This is a genomic window from Deinococcus apachensis DSM 19763, from assembly GCF_000381345.1.
In the GTDB taxonomy this organism is placed as follows: Bacteria; Deinococcota; Deinococci; order Deinococcales; family Deinococcaceae; genus Deinococcus; species Deinococcus apachensis.
The window spans coordinates 34,699-54,023 of record NZ_KB906398.1 but is presented as its reverse complement, the minus strand read 5'-3'; the positions used below and the strand labels follow the sequence as shown (position 1 = coordinate 54,023).

General features: G+C 68.7%; 18 protein-coding genes. All 18 read left to right on the top strand.

The genetic code is table 11. The features are described from left to right. Position 1: 1 nt before the first annotated feature. Positions 2 to 1,510 (top strand): DEAD/DEAH box helicase family protein, encoded by a 1,509-nt coding sequence (locus tag F784_RS0100340; RefSeq protein WP_019584686.1) that lies wholly within the window; start codon positions 2 to 4, stop codon positions 1,508 to 1,510. A 123-nt stretch (positions 1,511 to 1,633) separates the two neighbouring features. Then, positions 1,634 to 3,055 carry a hypothetical protein gene (locus F784_RS0100335; RefSeq protein ID WP_019584685.1) on the top strand — a complete coding sequence of 474 codons (1,422 nt, stop codon included), beginning with the start codon at positions 1,634 to 1,636 and terminating at the stop codon, positions 3,053 to 3,055. Beyond that, the gene (locus F784_RS24330; RefSeq protein WP_019584684.1) at positions 3,052 to 4,488 is read left to right on the top strand and encodes a S49 family peptidase; all 1,437 of its coding nucleotides are present in this window, start codon (positions 3,052 to 3,054) and stop codon (positions 4,486 to 4,488) included. Before F784_RS0100335 ends, F784_RS24330 begins: the two co-directional genes overlap by 4 nt. A gap of 35 nt (positions 4,489 to 4,523) precedes the next feature. Further along, positions 4,524 to 4,871, top strand: coding sequence for a hypothetical protein (locus F784_RS22030; protein WP_019584683.1), 348 nt, complete (start codon positions 4,524 to 4,526; stop codon positions 4,869 to 4,871). Between the two features lie 63 nt (positions 4,872 to 4,934). Beyond that, on the top strand, positions 4,935 to 6,032 hold the full coding sequence (locus F784_RS0100320) for a phage major capsid protein (protein ID WP_019584682.1): 1,098 nt from the start codon (positions 4,935 to 4,937) through the stop codon (positions 6,030 to 6,032). A gap of 59 nt (positions 6,033 to 6,091) precedes the next feature. Next, on the top strand, positions 6,092 to 6,568 hold the full coding sequence (locus F784_RS0100315) for a hypothetical protein (protein WP_019584681.1): 477 nt from the start codon (positions 6,092 to 6,094) through the stop codon (positions 6,566 to 6,568). 4 nt (positions 6,569 to 6,572) lie between these two features. After that, positions 6,573 to 7,001 (top strand): hypothetical protein, encoded by a 429-nt coding sequence (locus F784_RS0100310; protein ID WP_169405625.1) that lies wholly within the window; start codon positions 6,573 to 6,575, stop codon positions 6,999 to 7,001. Next, on the top strand, positions 6,998 to 7,777 hold the full coding sequence (locus F784_RS0100305; protein WP_019584679.1) for a hypothetical protein: 780 nt from the start codon (positions 6,998 to 7,000) through the stop codon (positions 7,775 to 7,777). The genes F784_RS0100310 and F784_RS0100305 overlap by 4 nt, the downstream gene beginning before the upstream one ends. Beyond that, positions 7,770 to 8,153 (top strand): hypothetical protein, encoded by a 384-nt coding sequence (locus F784_RS0100300; RefSeq protein ID WP_019584678.1) that lies wholly within the window; start codon positions 7,770 to 7,772, stop codon positions 8,151 to 8,153. The genes F784_RS0100305 and F784_RS0100300 overlap by 8 nt, the downstream gene beginning before the upstream one ends. 169 nt (positions 8,154 to 8,322) lie before the next feature. After that, on the top strand, positions 8,323 to 8,544 hold the full coding sequence (locus F784_RS0100295) for a hypothetical protein (protein ID WP_019584677.1): 222 nt from the start codon (positions 8,323 to 8,325) through the stop codon (positions 8,542 to 8,544). A 5-nt stretch (positions 8,545 to 8,549) separates the two neighbouring features. Then, positions 8,550 to 8,753, top strand: a complete 204-nt coding sequence (locus F784_RS0100290; protein WP_019584676.1) for a hypothetical protein — start codon at positions 8,550 to 8,552, stop codon at positions 8,751 to 8,753. Positions 8,754 to 8,794: 41 nt separating this feature from the next. Continuing rightward, positions 8,795 to 9,274, top strand: a complete 480-nt coding sequence (locus F784_RS0100285; RefSeq protein ID WP_019584675.1) for a hypothetical protein — start codon at positions 8,795 to 8,797, stop codon at positions 9,272 to 9,274. 236 nt (positions 9,275 to 9,510) lie between these two features. Then, on the top strand, positions 9,511 to 9,828 hold the full coding sequence (locus tag F784_RS0100275; RefSeq protein ID WP_019584673.1) for a hypothetical protein: 318 nt from the start codon (positions 9,511 to 9,513) through the stop codon (positions 9,826 to 9,828). Between the two features lie 20 nt (positions 9,829 to 9,848). Beyond that, a complete protein-coding gene (locus F784_RS0100270) occupies positions 9,849 to 10,346 on the top strand; it encodes a hypothetical protein (RefSeq protein WP_019584672.1) in 498 nt (165 codons plus the stop codon). A 36-nt stretch (positions 10,347 to 10,382) separates the two neighbouring features. Further along, positions 10,383 to 10,874, top strand: coding sequence for a DinB family protein (locus tag F784_RS0100265; RefSeq protein WP_019584671.1), 492 nt, complete (start codon positions 10,383 to 10,385; stop codon positions 10,872 to 10,874). 186 nt (positions 10,875 to 11,060) lie between these two features. Next, positions 11,061 to 11,255: a hypothetical protein gene (locus F784_RS0100260; protein WP_157464917.1), complete on the top strand. Its 195-nt coding sequence runs from the start codon at positions 11,061 to 11,063 to the stop codon at positions 11,253 to 11,255. Continuing rightward, entirely contained in the window at positions 11,252 to 11,833 is a 582-nt protein-coding gene (locus F784_RS0100255; protein WP_019584669.1) for a hypothetical protein, read from the top strand. The genes F784_RS0100260 and F784_RS0100255 overlap by 4 nt, the downstream gene beginning before the upstream one ends. 115 nt (positions 11,834 to 11,948) lie before the next feature. Further along, positions 11,949 to 19,325: a phage tail tape measure protein gene (locus tag F784_RS0100250; RefSeq protein WP_019584668.1), complete on the top strand. Its 7,377-nt coding sequence runs from the start codon at positions 11,949 to 11,951 to the stop codon at positions 19,323 to 19,325.

The window sequence follows — 19,325 nt, the reverse complement described above, 5'->3', positions numbered from 1 at the left end:
CGTGTCCCCCTTCATCCGGGGACTCCGTCATGGGCTGGAGCAGACCGCCCCTGCCCCGCCCCCCCGCGAGGACCCGAACCCCTACGCCCAGTACCGGGACGACCCCGTGAGGTTTGCCCGCGAGGTCCTGGGTCTGACGGTCTGGGCCGCGATGGAGCGCATCCTCCTGGCCGTCCGAGATCACCGCAAGGTGGCCGTCCGCTCCGGGCACAAGGTCTCGAAATCCACGACGGCCGCCGTGATCGCCCTGTGGCGCTGCCTGTGCCGGGAGGGCAGCCGCACCGTTCTCAGCGCCCCCACCGGCCGCCAGGTGAAGATCATCATCTGGGCGGAACTCACGAAGCTCCACCGGAACAGCCGCCTGCCCAGCGACATGCCGCTGGACCCCGGCACCGGGTTTCGGTACCGCGACAGCGAGGTGTTCGGGTTCGCCACCAACGAGCCGGAGAAGATGGCAGGGGTGTCAGGAGCGGACCTTGAGTTCATCATCGACGAGGCGTCCGGCGTGGAGGAGAGCCTGTACGCGGCCATCGAGGGGAACATGGCGGGCGGCGCGGGCCTCCTCCTGATCAGTAACCCCACCCAGACCTCCGGCACGTTCTACGACGCCTTCACCACCAAGCGGCACCTGTGGCACACCATCCACATTTCCTCGGAGGACACACCCAATGTGCTCACGGGGGAGACCATCATCCCCGGCCTCGCCACCCGCGCCTGGGTGGAGGAGAAGAAGGCGGACTGGAGGGAGGACAGCCCGCTCTTCCAGGTCCGTGTCCGGGGCAATTTCCCCAGCCAGGCCGAGAACGCGGTGATCGGCCTGGGCCTGGTGGAGGCGGCTCGGGTCAGGTATGACGAGGAGGAAGAGGTCCCCACCGGCCCCTTCGTCCTCGGGGTGGACGTGGCCCGCTACGGCGACGACAGCACCGTCCTGCAACCCCTCTTCGGCCAGCGGCCCATCCCCCCGACCGTCCACCGCAAGCAGGACAACGTGGAGGTCGCCGGGCACGTGATGGACCTCGTCGAGCGGCTGCGGGCCGAACACGGCTACCCGGTGGCGGACGGCCCTGTCCGGGTGAAGGTGGACGACCTCGGCAACGGCGGCGGGGTGACGGACCACCTCCGGCACAGCGAGCGGGCAAAGGCGCTGGACATTGAGGTCCGGCCCGTCACGGTCAGCAACACGGCGACCGCCGAGGGGTACAGCAAGCTGCGGGACCAACTCTGGTTCGCCCTGCGTGACTGGTTGAAGGAGGGCGGGCACCTGCCCCCGGACAGCCACCTGGAGAGGGAACTCGTCGCGCCGCGGTACTCCTTCGACACGCAGGGCCGCGCGAAGGTCGAGACGAAGGACGAGATGAAAAAGCGCATGGGTCGCTCGCCTGACCGGGCGGACGCGCTGGCCCTCGCGGTGTACGAGCCGCCCCGGCAGGCCGCGACCGAAGCGACCGTCACGCCCACCGACGTGAACAACGTCCTGTCCGCCTTCAAGCGCCGCCTGGAAAGGAGGTGAATTCCCATCGGCTTCCGTGACACGCTGGCCCGCGCCTGGCAACTCCTGACGACCCCGATCCCGGACCTGTTCGCGGCGCGCGGCCCTTCCCCGACCAGCCGCGAGGTGGCCCGCCCAGGCGCCTTGACCCTGGGCCTCAGCACCTCCCTGCGCCTGGGCGCCCAGCGGGCGGGGTCCCGGCAGAGCTTCGACGACTCCCCCGCCGCGATGCTGGGCCGCCTGGCCACCGCCTACCTCGGCTACCCGAACGACAGCCGCGCCCGCCTGAGCGGCGTGCTGCGCATGCTCATCCAGAGTGACGAGGACGTCGGCGGCACGGCCAGCGACTACCTCGCCATCGTCAACCCCGGCCACACTGTGGAGTTCACGGGCAGCCGCAAGGCCGTGAAGGCGGCGCGGGCCGAGCTCGACGCCTGGGCCCGCACCATCTACCCGGAAGGCGGAGGCCTCGACGGCCTGGCGAACAACCAGGTCATCGAACTCCTCGCCAGCCCCGCGAGCAGTCTGGAATGGTACCCCGACGAGGAACGGACCCGCGTGCAGGGAGTGGCCGTCGTCCCGGCCGAGCGAGTCAGGATCGGGACCGACCCCGCGACCGGCGAGCGCACCTTCCACCAAGTCGGGCTGACCCCGGCACCCATCCGCCTCGACCCCACCACCTACCTCTACGCGCCCCTGATCACGATGGGCGGCGACCCGCACGGCATCCCGATGTTCCTGAGCGCCCTGCGCGCCCTGGACCGCAAGGGGCGGCTGATCGAGAACACCGACCGGGTGATCGAGCTGATGCGGCAGATCGCCCTCGTCGGCGTGGAGCTGCCCATGCCGACGCCGCAGGACTTCGGCCTGTCCTCGGCCGATGACCCCCGGTACGCCGAGTACAAGCGCCAGTACGCCGAGGACGCCGCCGACATGATCCTGGGCCTGGCGCCCAAGGGGCTGTTCGTGGGTCCCCAGGGCACGAAGTTCACGATCAACAACGTCACCCACTCCCTGGGCGGGATCCCCGACATCACCCAGGAGAACAACCGCCGGGCCTGGACCGGCCTGCACACGACCGCCTTCCTGCGCGGCCACCTCGACTCCACTACCGAGGCGCTTGCCAAGGTCGTCTACCCGATGATCGAGGCCCGGGCGACGAACATTCAGGCGGTCATCGCGCGGCAACTGGAGTTCGGGCTGAACCTGCATCTGCGCCTGCGGGGCATTCCCGCCGTCGCGTACGTGAAGTTCCAGCAGGCCGAGTCCGCGTTCAAGCAGGCCGAGGCGGAAGCGTACTTGACCCGCATGCAGGCCCACAAGCTCGGGAAGGAGATCGCCGGGGCCGCCTACGCCCGGCGCTTTGCCGACGACCTCGAGCTCAGCGACGACGAGGACCAGCATGCCCCGCCGTGGGCGCGGGACTGGGGCGGGGCCGGGGAAGACGCGCAGGCCTCTCCGGGCACAGCACCACAGGCCGACCAGGTCCGCCTCACCCTCGCCTACCACCGCCGCGAGCGCGCGTACCACGCCGTCCCCATCCCCGCTCCTGAGGAGGCCGTATGACCCGGAAAGCCCGTTCCCCCGCCCGCCTCTCCGGCCTCACCGCCCTGATCGCCAACGGCAAGTGGGCCATCCGGGGTGATCAACTCCGCGACATCGTCACGGGCTTCGGCGTCTACCTGCGGGGCGCCAGCGCGGGCGAGACCCTGCTCGCCGAGGTCCGCGAGGCCAGGGCGCGGCACGCCGAGGCCATCACCGCCGCCCAGGAGCAGGCGCCCGGCGTGGCCGTGCTTGGCCTGCACGGCACCATCTTCCCCCGGGGCTCGCTGATGGTGGACCTCTGCGGCGCCATCGACCCTCACACCTTCGCCGCCCAGGTGCGGGAGGCCGCCCAGGATCCGGGCGTCGCCTCCATCGTCCTCGACGTGGACAGCGGCGGGGGAGCGGTGGCAGGCGTGGACGTGGCCGCCCAGGCGGTTCGGGAGGCGGCGGCGACCAAGCGGGTCACCGCCGTCGCCAACACGTTGATGTGCTCGGCCGCGTACTGGATCGCCTGTGGGGCCAGTGAGATCGTCGTCACCCCCGCCGCGGAGGTGGGCAGCATCGGTGTGATCGGTACCCATACCGATGAGACGGCCGCCCTGGAGGGCGAGGGCCTCAAGGTCACCTACGTCCGCTCGGCCGAGCGCAAGGCCCTCGGGCAACCCGCCGAAGCGATGAACGGCGTCGTCCTCGACCAGTGGCAGAGCGAGGTGGACCGGCTGCGCGACGCCTTTGTCGCCGACATCGCCCTGGGCCGGGACGTGTCCGTCGCCACCGCCCGCAAGTGGGCGACCGGCGACGTGTGGTTCGGTCAGGAGGCCATGGACCAGGGCCTCGTGGATTCCGTGGGGAACCTCGCGGGCGTGCTCGCTGATCACCTCGCCGCCGCTTCCCCCCCTCCGTCCTCTCCCGTCCGGCCCGTCAAGGGCGCGGACGCGACTCCCCAGGAGGGCCCCGTGCTCCTCGAACTCAAAGACCGGACCGGCAAGACGCACGCCCTCGACACGGACGCCGAGAACGCCCAGGCGCGCGCTCAGGCCACCTTCACGGCCGTGGAAAGCGCGGCCTACGACGCGGGCGGCCAGGCCCAGCAGGAGGCGGTCGCCAGCGCCCTGGGCGTGGAACCGGGCGCCCTGACCCCGGCCGCCCTCGCCACCCTGCGCGCCCAGGCCGCCGACGGCGCCGCCTACCGCGCGGACCTCGAAGGGCAGGTTTCCCGCCTCGCCGTCACCGTGTACGGGGCGGAGAACACCGCCGCGCTGGCCAGGGTGGGCCGCTTGGCAAAGGCCGCGACCGTGGAGGACCTGCGCGGCCTGGTGGACGACCTCACCGCCCAGCAGGCGTCCCGCTTTCCCGGGGGGCGACTGAGCGCCGGGGACCTGGGCGCCCCGCCCACCGAACAGAAGGACGACCGCCCCTCACCGAAGACGCCCGCTCGCGCGTTCGATTTCTGAACGCCCCCTCACTCCCGCATCCCCCGGAGGACCCCATGAAGTACGGAGAACTCGTTTTTCAGGGCCAGAATGCCTTTCCCACCATGCAACTCGCCGCGGGCACCGTGGTCGGCGACTGCGTCACCCACACCACGACCGCGACCGTCGGGCGCGGCGCGGATGGCGCCCCTCTGACCGGCAAGGTGCTGACCAGCGAGAGTGACGGCCTCGGCGCCGTCGCCCTGGAGGGCGCGGGCTTCACCGACATTCCCACCGTGGGCACGCTGCCCCTGGGCTACCAGACGCTCGTCGTGGACGGCGCCGGGAAGGCCAAGGTGGGCGCGGGCGGCACCCACGTCCTGGTGAACATCGCCAAAGCGGGCCTCGCCAACGTCAAGCTCTGAGGCCCCACACGTGACTCGCGGCCACCCTCCGGGGTGGCGTTCTCTTTGCCCCCTGGAGGAATCATGAGCAAGATCCGCAAGCTGGCCGACATCACCCTGGCGCTCAAGAAGGAAGCGCAGGCCGCCAACCACACCTTCGCGCAGCATCTCCAGCACCTCGCGGACAACGGCGAGATCGACGAGGGCCTGTACGACCCCAACGTCCGCAACAGCGCCGGGCAGAGCGTGGACGCCTGGAAGCAGCTCATCGTGCGCGGCGCCGGACTCCAGCCCAAGGGCCGCAACGCCGCGACCACCGTGAACGACGCGTTCTTCCGGCAGGACGACAACCGCATCCTCTTCCCGCTCTACATCGAGGAGCGCTACCGCGAGGTGGGCCGCGAGAGCCGCAACGGCCTGGTGCTGGCCGATGTGGTGACGGACGTCGTGCCCGTCGAGGCCAGCGTCGTCGCCACCCAGCTCCTGAGCTTTACCGACGACGAGAATGCGGATCTCGCGCGCGTCGCCGAGGGCGCCGAGTACCCCGTGCTGACCATCACGCAGGGCGACGCTGTGGTGCGCCTGCTCAAGTACGGCGGGCGGCTTGAGGCCTCGCTGGAGGCCGTGCTCAACGCCAGCCTCTCCACCCTGGACCGCTGGCTGCTCAAGGTTCGCCGTCAGGCCGACCGCAACAAGATCAGGAAGGCGCTGGACATCCTGCGCAACGGCGACGGCAACAACAACGCCGCGCCGAACGTGGCCGCGGCGGGCGCGTCGCTGACCCCCGGCGATTTCATCGCCCTCCTGATGAAGTCCGAGGGATACGGAGCCGACCCCGCCGTGCTCACCGGGTCGACGGAAGCGCTGGGAACGGCGCTGTCCATGGAGGGCATCACCGGCGCCGCCGCGACGGCGGGAGAGGACTTCCGCCAAACCGGCACCTTCCCGCTGATCTACGGGATGCGCCCCAAACTGCCGCCCCAGCGCAGCGTGCTGACCGGCACCCGGCAGCTCATGGCCATTGACCCGGCGGCGGCCCTGACCCAGCACTACGACCCGCGCTTCGACCTCGTGCGCTACGAGGACATCATCCGCCGTGACCTGACCGCCGTGCAGATCACCGAGATGCTCGGCTTCAGCAAGCCCGACCAGGGCGCCGCGATCACCCTCACGCTCCAGTAGCCGCCCCCGCCTCCGCGCGGACCGGCGCGGGGGCCACACGCCCCACCCCGGAGGTCCCCATGCCCACCAAGAGAGAAAACGCCGCGCTCATTCAGGAGAAGCTTGGCATCGTCATCGACCCTGAGGCGAGTGACCCCAAGGCCGCCGTGTTGCAAACCTGGGCTGACCGGCTGGCAACCGACCCGGAAGGGGTGCGGCTCGAAATCCTCACCGCTCAGCTTGAAGCGGCCCTCGACTTGGACCTCGGCAGCGTCAACCTTCCCGCCTCACAGCTCCAGACGTGGCTCAGCGAGGCGGCCAGCGACCCGGCCGCTACGCGCGTCACCGTGCTCCAGGCATTGGAGATCATTCCCCCCCCGCCCGCGCCTCTCACGCTCAAGGTGCAGGTCAACACGACCATCGCGGCGTACGGGGGAACCTACGCGGACCCTGATCAAGACGAGGGGCAGCGCGTCGTCGGGGCCGAGCCCATGCAGGTGAAGCCGACGGCCCGCATCGCGGCCGGGCTGCGCACGGGCACGCTGGTCGAGGGTTAAGCCCGTGGTGACCATGAGGGACGGGGACGTGCCGGACCTGCTGCCCGGGGCGCCGGAGCCCGAACCGCAGTTCGTGACGCTCGCAATCTTGTGGGCTGCCGGAGAGCTGGGGAAGCGCCACGTGCCCCCCGACCTGCTGGGCGCCGAGGCCTTGACCGGTGTCAAGACGGCCATTGCCGCGAAGGCGCTCGCCCTGATGGCTCAGGTCAAGGGCGTGGTGACGCTGGAGAACGTGGCCGAGAGCGGGGCGGCGCGAGTGATCGAATCCATCAAGATCCCGGACGAAATCGAGGTGAAGTACCGGGCGGCGACGAGCACGGACGGCACGCTGGCCCTGGCCGCCGGGCAGTGGGACAGCCTCGCCGACGGGTTTCTGGCGCTCGCCGTTCCGGGGACGCCATCACGGGGCCTGTTCCCGGGGGCGGCCCGATGAGCCTCCCTGACGAGGTGATAGGGGCGGCCTGCGAGGTGCAGGCGGATCCGGAACTCAACGCGCTGCGCTTCCGGCACTTCGGAACCTGGAGCGACGGGACCTCCTGCCACTTCAGGGTGAAGGACCTGGACTCCAACCCCCAGGCCCGGGCGGGTCGGCGCGTCACCGATCCGGCCCTGGCGAGCCTGCGCGCGCTCCTCGTTCATCCAGAGGACCCACGCCCGGCGACTGGCAGCGCCCTCCCTTGGCAGGGCGGCCTGCTCGTCGTCGGGCCGTGGGGGGAGCCCAGCGACTTCACCGGGCAGCGCGTCGCGACCTGCGTCCAAGTCGTGCCCGGGCTGATTCCCACCCCGGAGCTGCTGCTGGCCGTGGGCGCGACCGGAACACAGGCGGTGCTGGACGTGGTCGGCGAGGACCTCGTCATCGTGCGCTCCGGCCAGCCCACCGGTGGGTTCGACGACGACGGGCGGCGGCCGGTCGGCCCGGAAACGCGCCTCACCCTCCGCGGCCTGCTGATGCCCGCCGAGGAACGGACGGTGCGGCTGGCCTCCGATGCCGGGCTGCCCGTGCCGAGATTTGTCGCCTACTTCCCTTTCAGCGCGCCCGGCCTCACGCCCCTCTCCCCCCGAGTGCCCACCGGGTTGGGCCAGACCGGCTTCGTCATCGAGGCAGGCGGGGACCGCTACTACCCCACCCAGGACGCCCGCGACGAGGGCGGGCAGGGCGTTCTGTGGGTCGTGCCTCTCCTCGCTCCGGGGGAAGTGACGGGTGGCTAAGGTCAGCGCCGCTGGGCTGGGTCAGCTTCGGCAGCAGCTCACTGGGCTGGCCCTGAAGGGGGCGGAGGCTGCTGCGGACACCCTGCGCGAGAAGCTCAGTGGGGGAGGCGGCGGCGCGCAGTATGCGGGGCAGCCGAACCGCTCCAGCCGGGAGGGGGAATACCCCGCCGAGCAGACCGGCCGGTTGCGGGACAGCATGGATGCCCGCCAGGCCGGGGAGATGCGGGCGGAGTTCGGCTCCATCATCGACCCGCCCGAGTACGTGGCCGACCTGCACTTCAAGGCCCCGGAGGAGGGAGGCAGGCCTTTCATGGACGACGCCCTCTACGACCAGGACGTTCACCGGGCGGTGCGGGAGGCGGTGGGGGTGAAATGAACACCCTGCAAGCCCTCCCCGCCCTCCTGCCGAATGTCCAGGTGTTCGACCGCTCCCCCAACCCCAAGGGGCTGCCCCTGGCCCTTACGCCGTCGTCTCCGATCTTCCCGGCAGCCCGGAGCGGCAACTCTTCCAGCAGGCCGATGGGCACGCTCCCCAGGTCCGGTCCATGCAGGTGCTTGTCACCGTGTACGGCGGCCAGGGGGAGGAGCTGGCCGACCTGCGGGAGCGGATGCAGAAGGTGCGGCGCCTGCCCGACCTCGTGACCGCTCACCCCGGCCTGCCCCCCCTCGCGGGGTGTGAGCTGGGCGCGGACGTCCCCGTGCAATTCGACCCTGAGCGCGCCCGCCCCTGGGCGGCTATCCGCCTCAGGCTGACCTACCTGGAGTGACCATCATGGCCGAACAGAAAGAGAAGACCGCCAGCAAGGAAGTCGACACCCTCACCTACGGCGAGCCCGTGACCGTGGAGGGCGGTGTGCGGCTGTACGCCACGGACGCGGAGGGCAACACCCTCACCGTGACTGCTGAGACCGCTGAGAAGGCCATGGCGGCCCTGCCCCAGGCCTTCGAGGCGTTCCACGCCTACAAGGCGAAGTGATAACCGGCACCCCGCCTCTCGTCTAACCCACAGGAGCCCATATGGCTGACCTCACGTACACCCCGAACCAGTCCGGCACGAACCGCGCGAAGGCGAAGCTGGAACTGGCCCTCGACCCCGCCACGACCCCCCTCAGCTACGCCCTGGTGCCCACCGCCAACCAGATGGACGGCTACCGCCCCAACGCGCAGATCGACCGGCAGGAACTCTTCGCCGACGAGACGGGGAAGTCCCAGACGGCGATCAACGTCCGCAACCAGCCTGGAACCCAGGGATTCCAGGTCATCGCCAGCCCGAAGAACACCACCGTTCAGAAGATGATCCTGACCGGCATGGGGAAGGGAAGCGCGGGCAACGATGTGATGGCGCGGTACACTGACGCCAACGCCATGTCGTTCCAGGGGCAGGCCATCCTGGTGTACCTCGGCGAGCAGGGCACTGACTCCACCGGCCTGACGATCTACGGCTTCAGCGTGGAATGGGTGCGCGTCGGCGATCCCACCTTCCCTAGCGCGACCTGATCTCCAGTGGGTGACGCGGGGTACACCCAGGTGAGGCGCACGAAGCGGGGGCCGGTCCTGGTCACGCTTTTTGCGCCTCGCGTCACCCCGGGAGGCTTGCAGGTGCCGTCACTGTGCGCGCACAGGGCGATCCGGGCAGGGACGCAGATCATTGTTGAGAACCGCAAATACAGACTCCCGAAGCTGGCGTACGGCATGAACCGGCCAGCGGAGGGTTTTCTTTTCCCGGAGGTGGTGTGAGTCAGTTATTCGTCGCCCTCGCCGGGCGCAGTGAGCACACGTTCAAGGTGGGGGACGTGGAGTTCGAAGCCGCGCCGCTCACCATCATGGAGGCAGGCGAGTACTTCGCACTTCAGGCCAGGGAGAATGGCGCTTTCGATGCACGCTGCGAACACCTCGCCTTGAAGTTGAGGCAGCGCTGCCGCACGAAGGTTGACCCCGCGAGCATCACGACCGAGTGGCTGATGGAACGCCTGGATATCCCCACGCTGCAGGTGCTGGAGCATGTCCTCCTGTACGGCGAGATGCCAGGTAGCGGCGAAAAAAAAGCCTGACGGCGGAGGAACTGGAGGAAATGGTCTGGGATGTGCTGGGGACCACCGAGTACACCATCGCCCAGCTCACCGCCCTGACCTTCCCCCAGCTTCTGTTCCTCCAGCGGGGTCGGTACCGCATGCTCCGGTCCAAGCTGGATGTCCAGCTCGATGCCCGCCGTCTGGAAGGCCTGACCGACGAGCCGGGGCCCAAGGGCGAGCCGTCCCCGGTGCAGAAGGTGCTCGACGATTACGACCGCCGCAAGGCGGGGGAGATGGTCCCGCTCACCCTCAAGGATCGCCGCTTCCAGCGCGCCTACCGCATCACCCTTCAAAAGTACCTGGGCGACCCGGACGCGCCGCAGCACGACCCAGGCCAGCAGCTCGCCGCGGTGGAGCCGTACCCTGGAATGAGTGCGGAGGAGGCCCGGGCCATCGTGGCGTGGGTGGTGGCCGGGGACTGCCCGGATGAGGTGTATGCCGCCGGGCTGTTGCCCGTGTGGCCCAATATCGCTGCGGCAGCCAGACGGACATCCTGATCCCCGCCCAGGTATTGCCCTCGTTAGACTGGGCAGGTGAACAGCGACTTGCGGTTGGTCTATGGCTGGGTGAAAGGCTCACGTGAACGGGTCTTCGCGTGGCTGGACACGTTGCCGCCGGAGGTGTACACCCTGGAGCGCCAAGACTTCGCCTATGGCAGCCTCCGCAACATTCAGGCCCACATCGCCCAGTGCTACCTGGTGTGGGTCGGAGCCCGTGGGTTGGGGTTGAAGCAGTACCAGCAGAGGCGCGACGCTGCAACCCTCAGGGATGTTCCCGCGATGCGGGCGGCGTTTCAGGAAGTGGACGATGTTCTCGAACAGGCCTTCGGGCAATTCACCGAGCTGGATGCTCCCCTGGAGGTCGAGATGCGGGAGGAGGGCCACTTGCGGGTGACGCAGCGCTGGCTGGTGATGCACCCCGTGACGCACGAGTTCCATCACAAGGGGCAGATGCTCGCGTTGGGGCGCGTGCTGGGTTACCCCTATCCACCCGGACCGGATACGGACCTCGTTCTGCCCTTTTGAGGGCCAGCCGAGAGTTAGGGGGATGGGCAGCACATGGCCCTGAATTCGTCCCGCGCTGCAAAGTTGCCGCCCGCCTCTGCGTGGGCGGTTTCAGCCGCCGAACACAAAATGCATCGCCCTCGCTCCCTTTCCACCTATTGTCAACTTTTGGTTGACATATAGAGCGTGTCAACTTATTGTTGACATATGAAAGCCATGCAAAGGTACTCCGGCTTCGCTGCCCTCGCCCTCCTTCTGCTGGGCGGCCTCCTGGCCTGGCTCGCTGCATACGTCGCCCCTTCGCTCAACAATTTCGTGATGACCGCCTCCGGCGCCTTCTGCGGGATGGGCACCGCCCTGCTCATCGTTGCGGTCTGGCTCAGGTTGACCTACCGCCGATGACCTCGCCGCCCCTCGGTCAGCAGCTTTCCGCCGTTATTTCCGCCAGCATCCCTGATCTGCAGGAGCGCCTGGAATCGGACCCTCAAGTCCACCTCGAACTCGTCCGCCTGACCGCCCAGGCGAACCAGGAGACGAACGCCCTGCTCTCCTCCGCAGTCTCTGCCGCCCGCACTGCCGGGCAAAGCTGGGAAGCGATTGGTCAAGTGCTCCACATGACGCGCCAGGCCGCCCAACAACGCTTTGGCAAAGGCAGTGGTGAGGCGAGCACCCCAATGGGAGAGACGCGGCGCCTGACTCCGCTCACCGCTTTCGACGAGATGGAGGTGCTCAACCGGGCCGGACGGTATGGCTGGCACTCCATCGGATTCGGCATGCTGTATCACACAGTTCAAAAGACGGAGCAGCAGTGGGAACACCGCCGGGTGGTGGCCTTCGATCCCTCCCTCCAAGCACTGGAGGCCGCAGGGTGGCAGCGGGTCGGGACGTCCTGGTTTCCGTGGGCCTACTACGCCCGGCCGACCGGTGAGACTGCGCTCCCCATGCCGACTCAGGAATTCGACCTCCTATCGGGGTTGTGACACGCAGGACTGTAGATACAGGGGTTCTTTAAACGCCCTAGAAAATAAAACTACGCTGATAAGCGCCGCCCTAAGTGGGCGGTTTTTTCATGCCCACGAAAGGAGGTAGCTACACATGCCCAACATCGGCGAGATCACTGCGGAGGTAGCCCTCCTCCTTCCCGATGCCGAGGTCAAACGCGCCCTTGACCGCGCCGAGGCGGGGTTCAAGGGGCGTCTCACTCTCCCCGCGAGCCTGGACACAACGGGCATCTCTGCTGGGCTCAAGAGCGTCCGAGCCGACCTCGACGCGCTGACGGGACAAGGCGTGAAGGCGAGCCGGGAGCAGGCCGCCGCCTCGAAGAGCCTGGAAGCCCAGTACCGAGCGACCGGCGCGGCTCAGGCTGCTGCTGCCCGCACCGCGACTGCTGAGAGCCAGGCGAATGCGGCCAAACTCCGCGAGCAGGCCGCCCAACTCACCCTCACCACCCGCCTCTCCGCCCAGGCCGACCGCGAGGCGGCCCAGGCGGGACGCGCGGCCTTCGCCGCCCGACGCGAGGAAATCGACCGGCTGAAACTGGCTTACTCCCGGCTCCGCGCCGAGTTCGACGCCGGAGAAACGGACCTCGCGGGCTTCAACATGCGCGGCCAGCAGATCATCAACACCCTCAAGCTCATGGGGGAGCGGGCCGACTTCACGACCCGGGAGCTCAAGCAGCTCGCGGACCTTCAGGGCCGGGTCGAGCGCGAGCAGAACACGGCGGCGGGGGTTCTTAACCCCGTTAGCTTCTCCGGCAACGTCGCTGTCGGCCTCCAGAACGTCCTCCCCGGATTGCTGGGCGGGCTGCGGCAGGTCGCCGCCCTCAGCCCCTCGCTCGGGGCGGCGGCGGCCCAGATCAGCGGCATCGGGCAGGCCCTCCAGACTGTGCGCGTCGCCGCGCAGGGCGCCGTGCCGCACACCATCCAGGTCGGGCAGGGGCTCAACACGGCCGGGCAGGCGGCAGGCTTCCTGCGAACCGGCATGACGGGGGCCGGGACGGCCCTCAACGGGGTGGGCGTGGCGGCAGGCTTTGCCGGGGCCGCGCTCGGGGTGGTTGCCGTGGCTGCGGCGGCCACCGGGGCAGCGATCAACAAGGCGGTGAACGAGTACGCCCAGTTCGAGCGGGGACTCGCCCAAGTCGCCACCCTGACCGATAAGACCACCCAGCAGCTCGGGGAGACGGGCCGGGCGGTCCTCAAGCTGAGTGCGGACACCGGGGCGAGTTTCACGGACCTCAACCGGGGCCTGTACGACGTGCTGGGTGCCGGGGTGAAAGGGACGGAAGACCTCACCGCCTCCCTGAACCTGCTGCGTCAGGCCACCCTCCTGGCCCGGGCTGGAGCAACGGATACCGCCACGGCGACGGACGTGCTGACCTCCGTCCTGAACGCTTACAAGCTCACGGCCTCCGACGCGGGCCGGGTGAGCGATCAACTGTTCCAGGCCGTCAAGGACGGCAAGGTCACGTTCGATCAGCTCGCCCGGAGTCTCGGGGCGGTGCTGCCTGTGGCGGCCCAGGCGGGCGTGGGACTGGACGAGGTGCTGGCCGCCGTCGCCGCCCTCACGGCGCAGGGCGTCCAACCGGGCGCGGCGGTCGAGTACTTGCGCTCGGCCATCTCCAACATCATCAAACCCAGCGAGCAGGCGGCGGGGCTGGCCTCGGACCTCAAGCTTCAGTTCAACGCCCAGGCGCTTGCCGCGAAGGGTCTGAAGGGTTTTCTGGAGGACGTGGCCCGCGCCACCGGGAACAGCAGCGACAAGATGGCGATCCTGTTCGGGGATGTCGGGGGGCTGACGGCAGCTACGGCCCTGGCAAACGGGAACTTCGAGCGGTTCAACCAGACCCTGACCGGGCAGGCGCAGAGTGCCGGGGCGACGAGCGAGGCCTACGGCAAGATGGCCGCCACCATCGACGAGACCACCAACCGCGTCACGGCGAAGTGGAAGGCGCTGTGGGTGAGCGTGGGCGAACTGTTCGCCCCCACGAAGCTGGCGGTCCTGCAAGGCATCGAGGAGATGCTGAACCGGGCGGACGCCCTGCTGTCGAAGTTTCTCAAGGTCCGGGAACTGAACGGAATCGGGAATCAGATTCTGAACGCCGAGCGGCAGCTCGACGGAGACCGGCAGGCCCTTGCAATTGGCAAGAAGCAGCTCGCTGACCAAGGGCCGCAGATGTCCCAGGCGACTCGCCTTGAAATCCAGACCCGCCTGAACGGGCTGGAGGCGAGCATCCGGGCGCAGGAGGGGCGCCTGGCCGAATTGCGCCGCACGCAGGCCCAGATTGAGGCGGACAACCGCAGCAGTGCCACTTCCAACCTGCAACCCGGCCAGGCTGGTCCACGGGAGCCCGGCGATAAGACTGCCGATCCCACCGGGTACGACGCGCCCACGAACTCCACCGAGTATCAGAGCGCGGTCGCTATGCAAGCCCTGCGGCAAACAGGGCTCAAGACCGCTGACATGGTGGTGAATTACTGCGCTCAATGGGTGCGGCTCACCCTGGGTAAGGCGGATGAGCGGGCGGCGCCCTTCATCAATAAGCTGTTCCAGACCGACAGCAACCGTGACGGACAGACCGACGCGCGGGATGCTGCCCGGAACGCGAAAGCGGCGGGATTGCTCCGCTCCTACAGCGGAGTGCAGGACCTTAAGCCGGGCGACACCGTGTTTTATACCGAGAACGGCCAGAACCACGTCGGCATCTACATCGGCGGCGGCATGGTGCGAGGCAACAACCGCGTGACCTACCAGGAGAATGGCGGGCGCTTCGGGCCGGGAGGCGTCCGGTCCGGTGAGGCGCTCGACGCAGGCCGGGTGAACCCCGTCGGCAATGTCGCCATCGACCGGCTTGGCCGCGTGACCGGGTACGTGAGCGCGTCCGACCTCGGGCGGGCAGCGGGTGTGACCGAGGGGCGCCCCACTCCCCGACCCACTACCCCCCCACCTCCTGATGACAAGGACGGTCCCATCACTGCCGCCCAGATCATCCGGGCTCAGCAGCTCACCGCCGCCCTGGAAAAAGCGCAGGAGGCGCTGAAGAAAAACCCCAAGAGTATCCCGCTCACCCAGGCTCTCGACGCTGCAACTGTGGCCGTCCAAAATTTCGAGAAGGCGTCCGACGGCAACGCTCGCGCCATCGCCCGGGTCAGGGACGCGCAGGGAGGCCTGAAGAAAAGCACGGGCGAGTACATCGCCACCCAGCAGGACCTCAACCGCTACGGCAACGATGCCCTACGACTTCTCAAGGCCCAGGAACAGGCCTACGCCACCGGGAGTGCTGCCCAGCGCGCCGCTGCCGACCGCAACCTCGCCATCTGGGTAGGCGACAGCAAGGCGAGGGCGGCCGTGGTCCAGGTCGAAAAGGCGGCCTACGAGGACAGGAAGCAGGCGGCAGACCGGGCCAACCGGGATGCCGACACTGCCGCGAAAAATCGCCTCAAGACCCAGCAAGACCTACAGCAAGCTTTGAACACCGGGCGCGAGGGGGACGCCCGCCGTTACCTGGACAGCCTGAAGCAGCAACAGGCCACGGCGCTTGACCTGGCCCGCGATAACGCCGCCCAGCGGGCGAAGATCATCGAACAGACCGGCCCGGCCATCATCGCCGCCGAGAACCGCCTGGCAAACCTTCAGAGGGATCAGCGGGTCAAGGCTGCCCAGCAGGCCGCAGACGAGGCGAAAAAGTTGCCGGGAGCCGACCTCGTCGCTATCGAGAAGACCCGCGTCGCTGCTGTGGCCGAAGCCTACAAGGCCGCGGCGGCCCAGCGGTCGAAGGCCCGCCAGGATCAGGCTGCTGCCGAACGGGCCGCAGATCGCACGCTGGCCGATGACCAAGAACGGCGCGACCGCGAGGCTGCTCAGCGTCGTGCCGCTGTGGCGGAGGCGGCCCGTCAGGGCAACATCACCCTGGCCGAACAGGAACTCGCCAAACTCCAGCAGATGCGCGAGAACGACCTGCGGAAGGCGCGCGACAACGCGCAGCAACGCCTCACCGTGGAGAAACGCTACGCCGAGCAGATTTACCAGGCCGAGAAGGCCGTGGCGGACCGCCGCTTGAGAGATGCCCAGGGGGACGCCGACCGTGGCCCCGCCCAGGAACGCGCGCAGGCCCGCCTGATCGCCCAGCGGGCCTACGACGCGGCCCTGTTAAAAGCCCAAAGCGACCGGGACGGGCGGGTGGAGGCGGCAGAGAAGGCCGCCCATGAGCGCACCCTGGCGAGAGAGAAGGAGCAGGCCCAGCTCCGGGCAAGGGTGGCCGATGAGCGGCGCAAGCAGAGCATCCAGGCGGCCCAGGATGATCTTGCCCGCACCCAGGAGCTCAACAAACAAGAGCTCGACGCCTTCCGGGGAACGGCGGCTCAACGCCTCGCCCTCATCAAGCGGCAGGCGGAGGACGAGTATCAGGCCCGCTTAGCGGTGGCGCGGGCTACCCAGCAGCAGGCCCTCGCGGCGGCAGCGAATGGCCCCGCCCAGTTCCGCCAGGGCGCACAGGACGCCGCGAACCGGACCTACACCCAGGCGGAACTCACCGCCCGGGGACAGCGGGACGCGGCGGTGCGGCAGGCTACCGAAGGGATCGAGCAGGAGGCCGAGGCGGTCAGCAACCTCCAGAAGCGCTACGAGGGGCTCACCGACACCTTCATGCAGAAAAGCCTCTCGGGCACGCTCACTGAGGCGGACGTCACCTCCTTCTGGAGCGATCTCGGGGACGCCCTGGACGACGCGAAAAAAGCCGGGCTGGACCTGAACCCGGTCATCGTCCGGCTGCGGGATCAGGCCCGCGATCTGGCGAGAGAGGCTCCTGGCGTACAGGCGTGGGCTGCCGCCTTCAAGCAGGCCCAGGATGTGGCGACCACCCGCTACGGGGGCGATGCGGCCACGGACTTCTCGTTCCGGCAACGGTATGGGGGCGGGGACGAGGGACTGCTGCGCTCGCTGTCCGCCGCGACGGGCTTTTCCATCGTCAAGATCCGGGACGACGTGGAGGTCGCCCTCACGGAAGCCCGCCGTTTGGCTCCCGAGACGGCCACCATCATCGAGCGCACGTACGCCGACGCGTTGGCCCACCGCCGCGAGGTGGGCGCCGCCGAGCGGGAGGAGGCCGAGGCGACCGCGCGGGCGGATCAGGAGGCCTACGTCAGCACGAAACAGTTCATCCTCGACAACCTCCAGACCCAATCGGAGCAGGGGCTCCTCCGCATCTATGACGAAGCGGTCGCCGACCGCGATCAGGACCTGATCGCGGCAGTCTTCGGTGAGTGGGAACGCCGCCGTCAGGAGGCTGAGCGCCAGCAGCAGGTCATCTTCCAGATACAGGCTGACGCCAATACCGCGCTCGCCGAGGGAGCGAAAAAGACCGCCGACGAGCTGGCCCAGGCTGGAGATTCGGACGGGGCGCTCGCCGTGTTGGAGGGGGCTCTCTCCGATGTGATGGACGCGGCAGCCCGGGGGGAGGATGCTGCTGACGCGATCAACGACCTGACGGGCACCTCCGCCCTGACCGACGAGTTCAACTCGTTCGTGGCGACCCTCAGCGGCACCCTCGACGAACAGATCGGCCAGGTGATGACCCGCTTGGAGGAGATCACTGACCCGGCCATGCGGGCGCGGTTGCGCGGGCTCCTCACCGACCTGCGCGGACAGATGCCCACTTACGACGACTCCTACAAGACTGGGTACGTGCCTGGCCCCAACGGGTTCGTGAACCGGGGTGGGGACGGCAGCACCGCCAGCCTGGACGAGATCGCCACCGCCCGTGACCTGACCACCCGCCTGGCAGGCCCGACCGACCCCGACGCGCCGCTCCAGACGGCCGCCGAGGTGCAGGGCCTCATGGTCGAGGCCAGCACGCTGCTCGCCTCCGAGGTGGGTCAGCGGCTGCCGCCCAGCGTCCGCCAGGCGCTGGAGGAGGGGGTGTCGAGCGCCCAGGCCTACCTCGACGCGCTGGGCACCATCACCGAGGAGGGCATCACCGACGGGTGGGAGCGGGCGACGAAGAACGTTCCCAGCTTGCCCGGGAACGAGTTCACCGACTGGGCTGACAAAATCTTCGCTCTGGGGCGCGCCGGATTGGGCGACCCTATCCAGAAGAACGCCCTGGTCGAGAGTCTGCAACAAGCCCGTGAGCAGAGCCGACTCACCGAGGTCGACTTGCAGAACCTGCTCGCGCTGATCGACGAGTTCAGCCGGGACCCGGAGCCCGAAGCGGTGGGCAACGCCTTCGACCTGACCCAGTGGCAGCAGGGCGTGCAGGAACTCACCGACTGGTTCGACTCCGGCAAGATCGGTGCCCAGGAATACACGGAGGGGCTGCACAACGCGGCCTCGGAGCTGAACGAGATGGCCGCGGCGGCCGAGGCGGCGGGAAACATCCCCCTCGCTCAGCGCCTCCGCGAGCTGGCAGTCAGCCTGCGTGCCCTGAACCCGGAGATCGCCCGGACCCTCCGCACGCTCGGCAAGGTGCAGGAGTACGCCGGGTACGTGCAGGACCTGGCGGGGGCGTTCGGCCAGCTCGCTGAAGTTGTGGGAGGCTCCGACCTCGCAGCCAACCTGAACGGCCTGGGCAACCTCGCTGGGAAGGTGGGGGCGCTGGTGGGGGACGTGGCGCGCATCATCGCCAATCCCCTCGACATCGGGGCCTGGGTGGGCGCGGTCACGAAGGTGATCAGTGGGATCGCTGAGGCCTTGGGGGGCTTCCGCAAGGCCCGGGCCGAGGCCAAGCGGATGCAGGAGGACTTCAACGAGCAGTTCACCTTCATCAACGGCGACGACTTCGCCAAAACATTTGTGCGCTCGCGCGGCTGGCTCGCCGATACGTTCGGGGGCGGCCCGGAGGTCAAGCAGGAGGTGGACAAACTCGGCCTGTTGTTTGCCAAATCGCTGGAGGCCGGGTTCAGTGGGGGAATCAAGGATGGTCTGAAGAACGCCATCCTCAAGAACGACTTCTCCATCTTCAGCAAGACCCTCCGGGAGCAGGTGTTTGACGGCTTGCTGGGCGGCGTCACCGACCTGTTCCTGAACGAAACTCTGCTCAAGAACATCATTGGCCCCGCCATCAAGGCCTGGTCCGACGCGCTGAAAACGCCCGATACGGCGGACGATGCGGCGGCCCTCGCCGGGATTGACGCGGCGATCAGCCAGGTGGATCAGCTCGGGCAGCGGTTCTACACCGATGTCGCGCCCAAATTGCAAGGCATCGGGCAGAGGTGGGGCATCGGGGCGGACGGGCAGTCAGGCTCTCCCTCCGGCAATCTCATCGGCAACGCGCCCGGGATGCAACTCGGCATTCCGCGCTTCGAACTCACGCTCCCGGCAGACGCCCTGACTGGCCTGCGGAACCTGGCCGGGTGGGACGTGGGGCTCCAGAACCGCGCGAACCAGAGCCTGATCGCCCTTGCCGATTACGTCATGAGGGCGCAAAGGCCAGGGCAAGGCGGCCCACCTGCCCTGAGCGGGCTTGGCCCGCTGCAATGA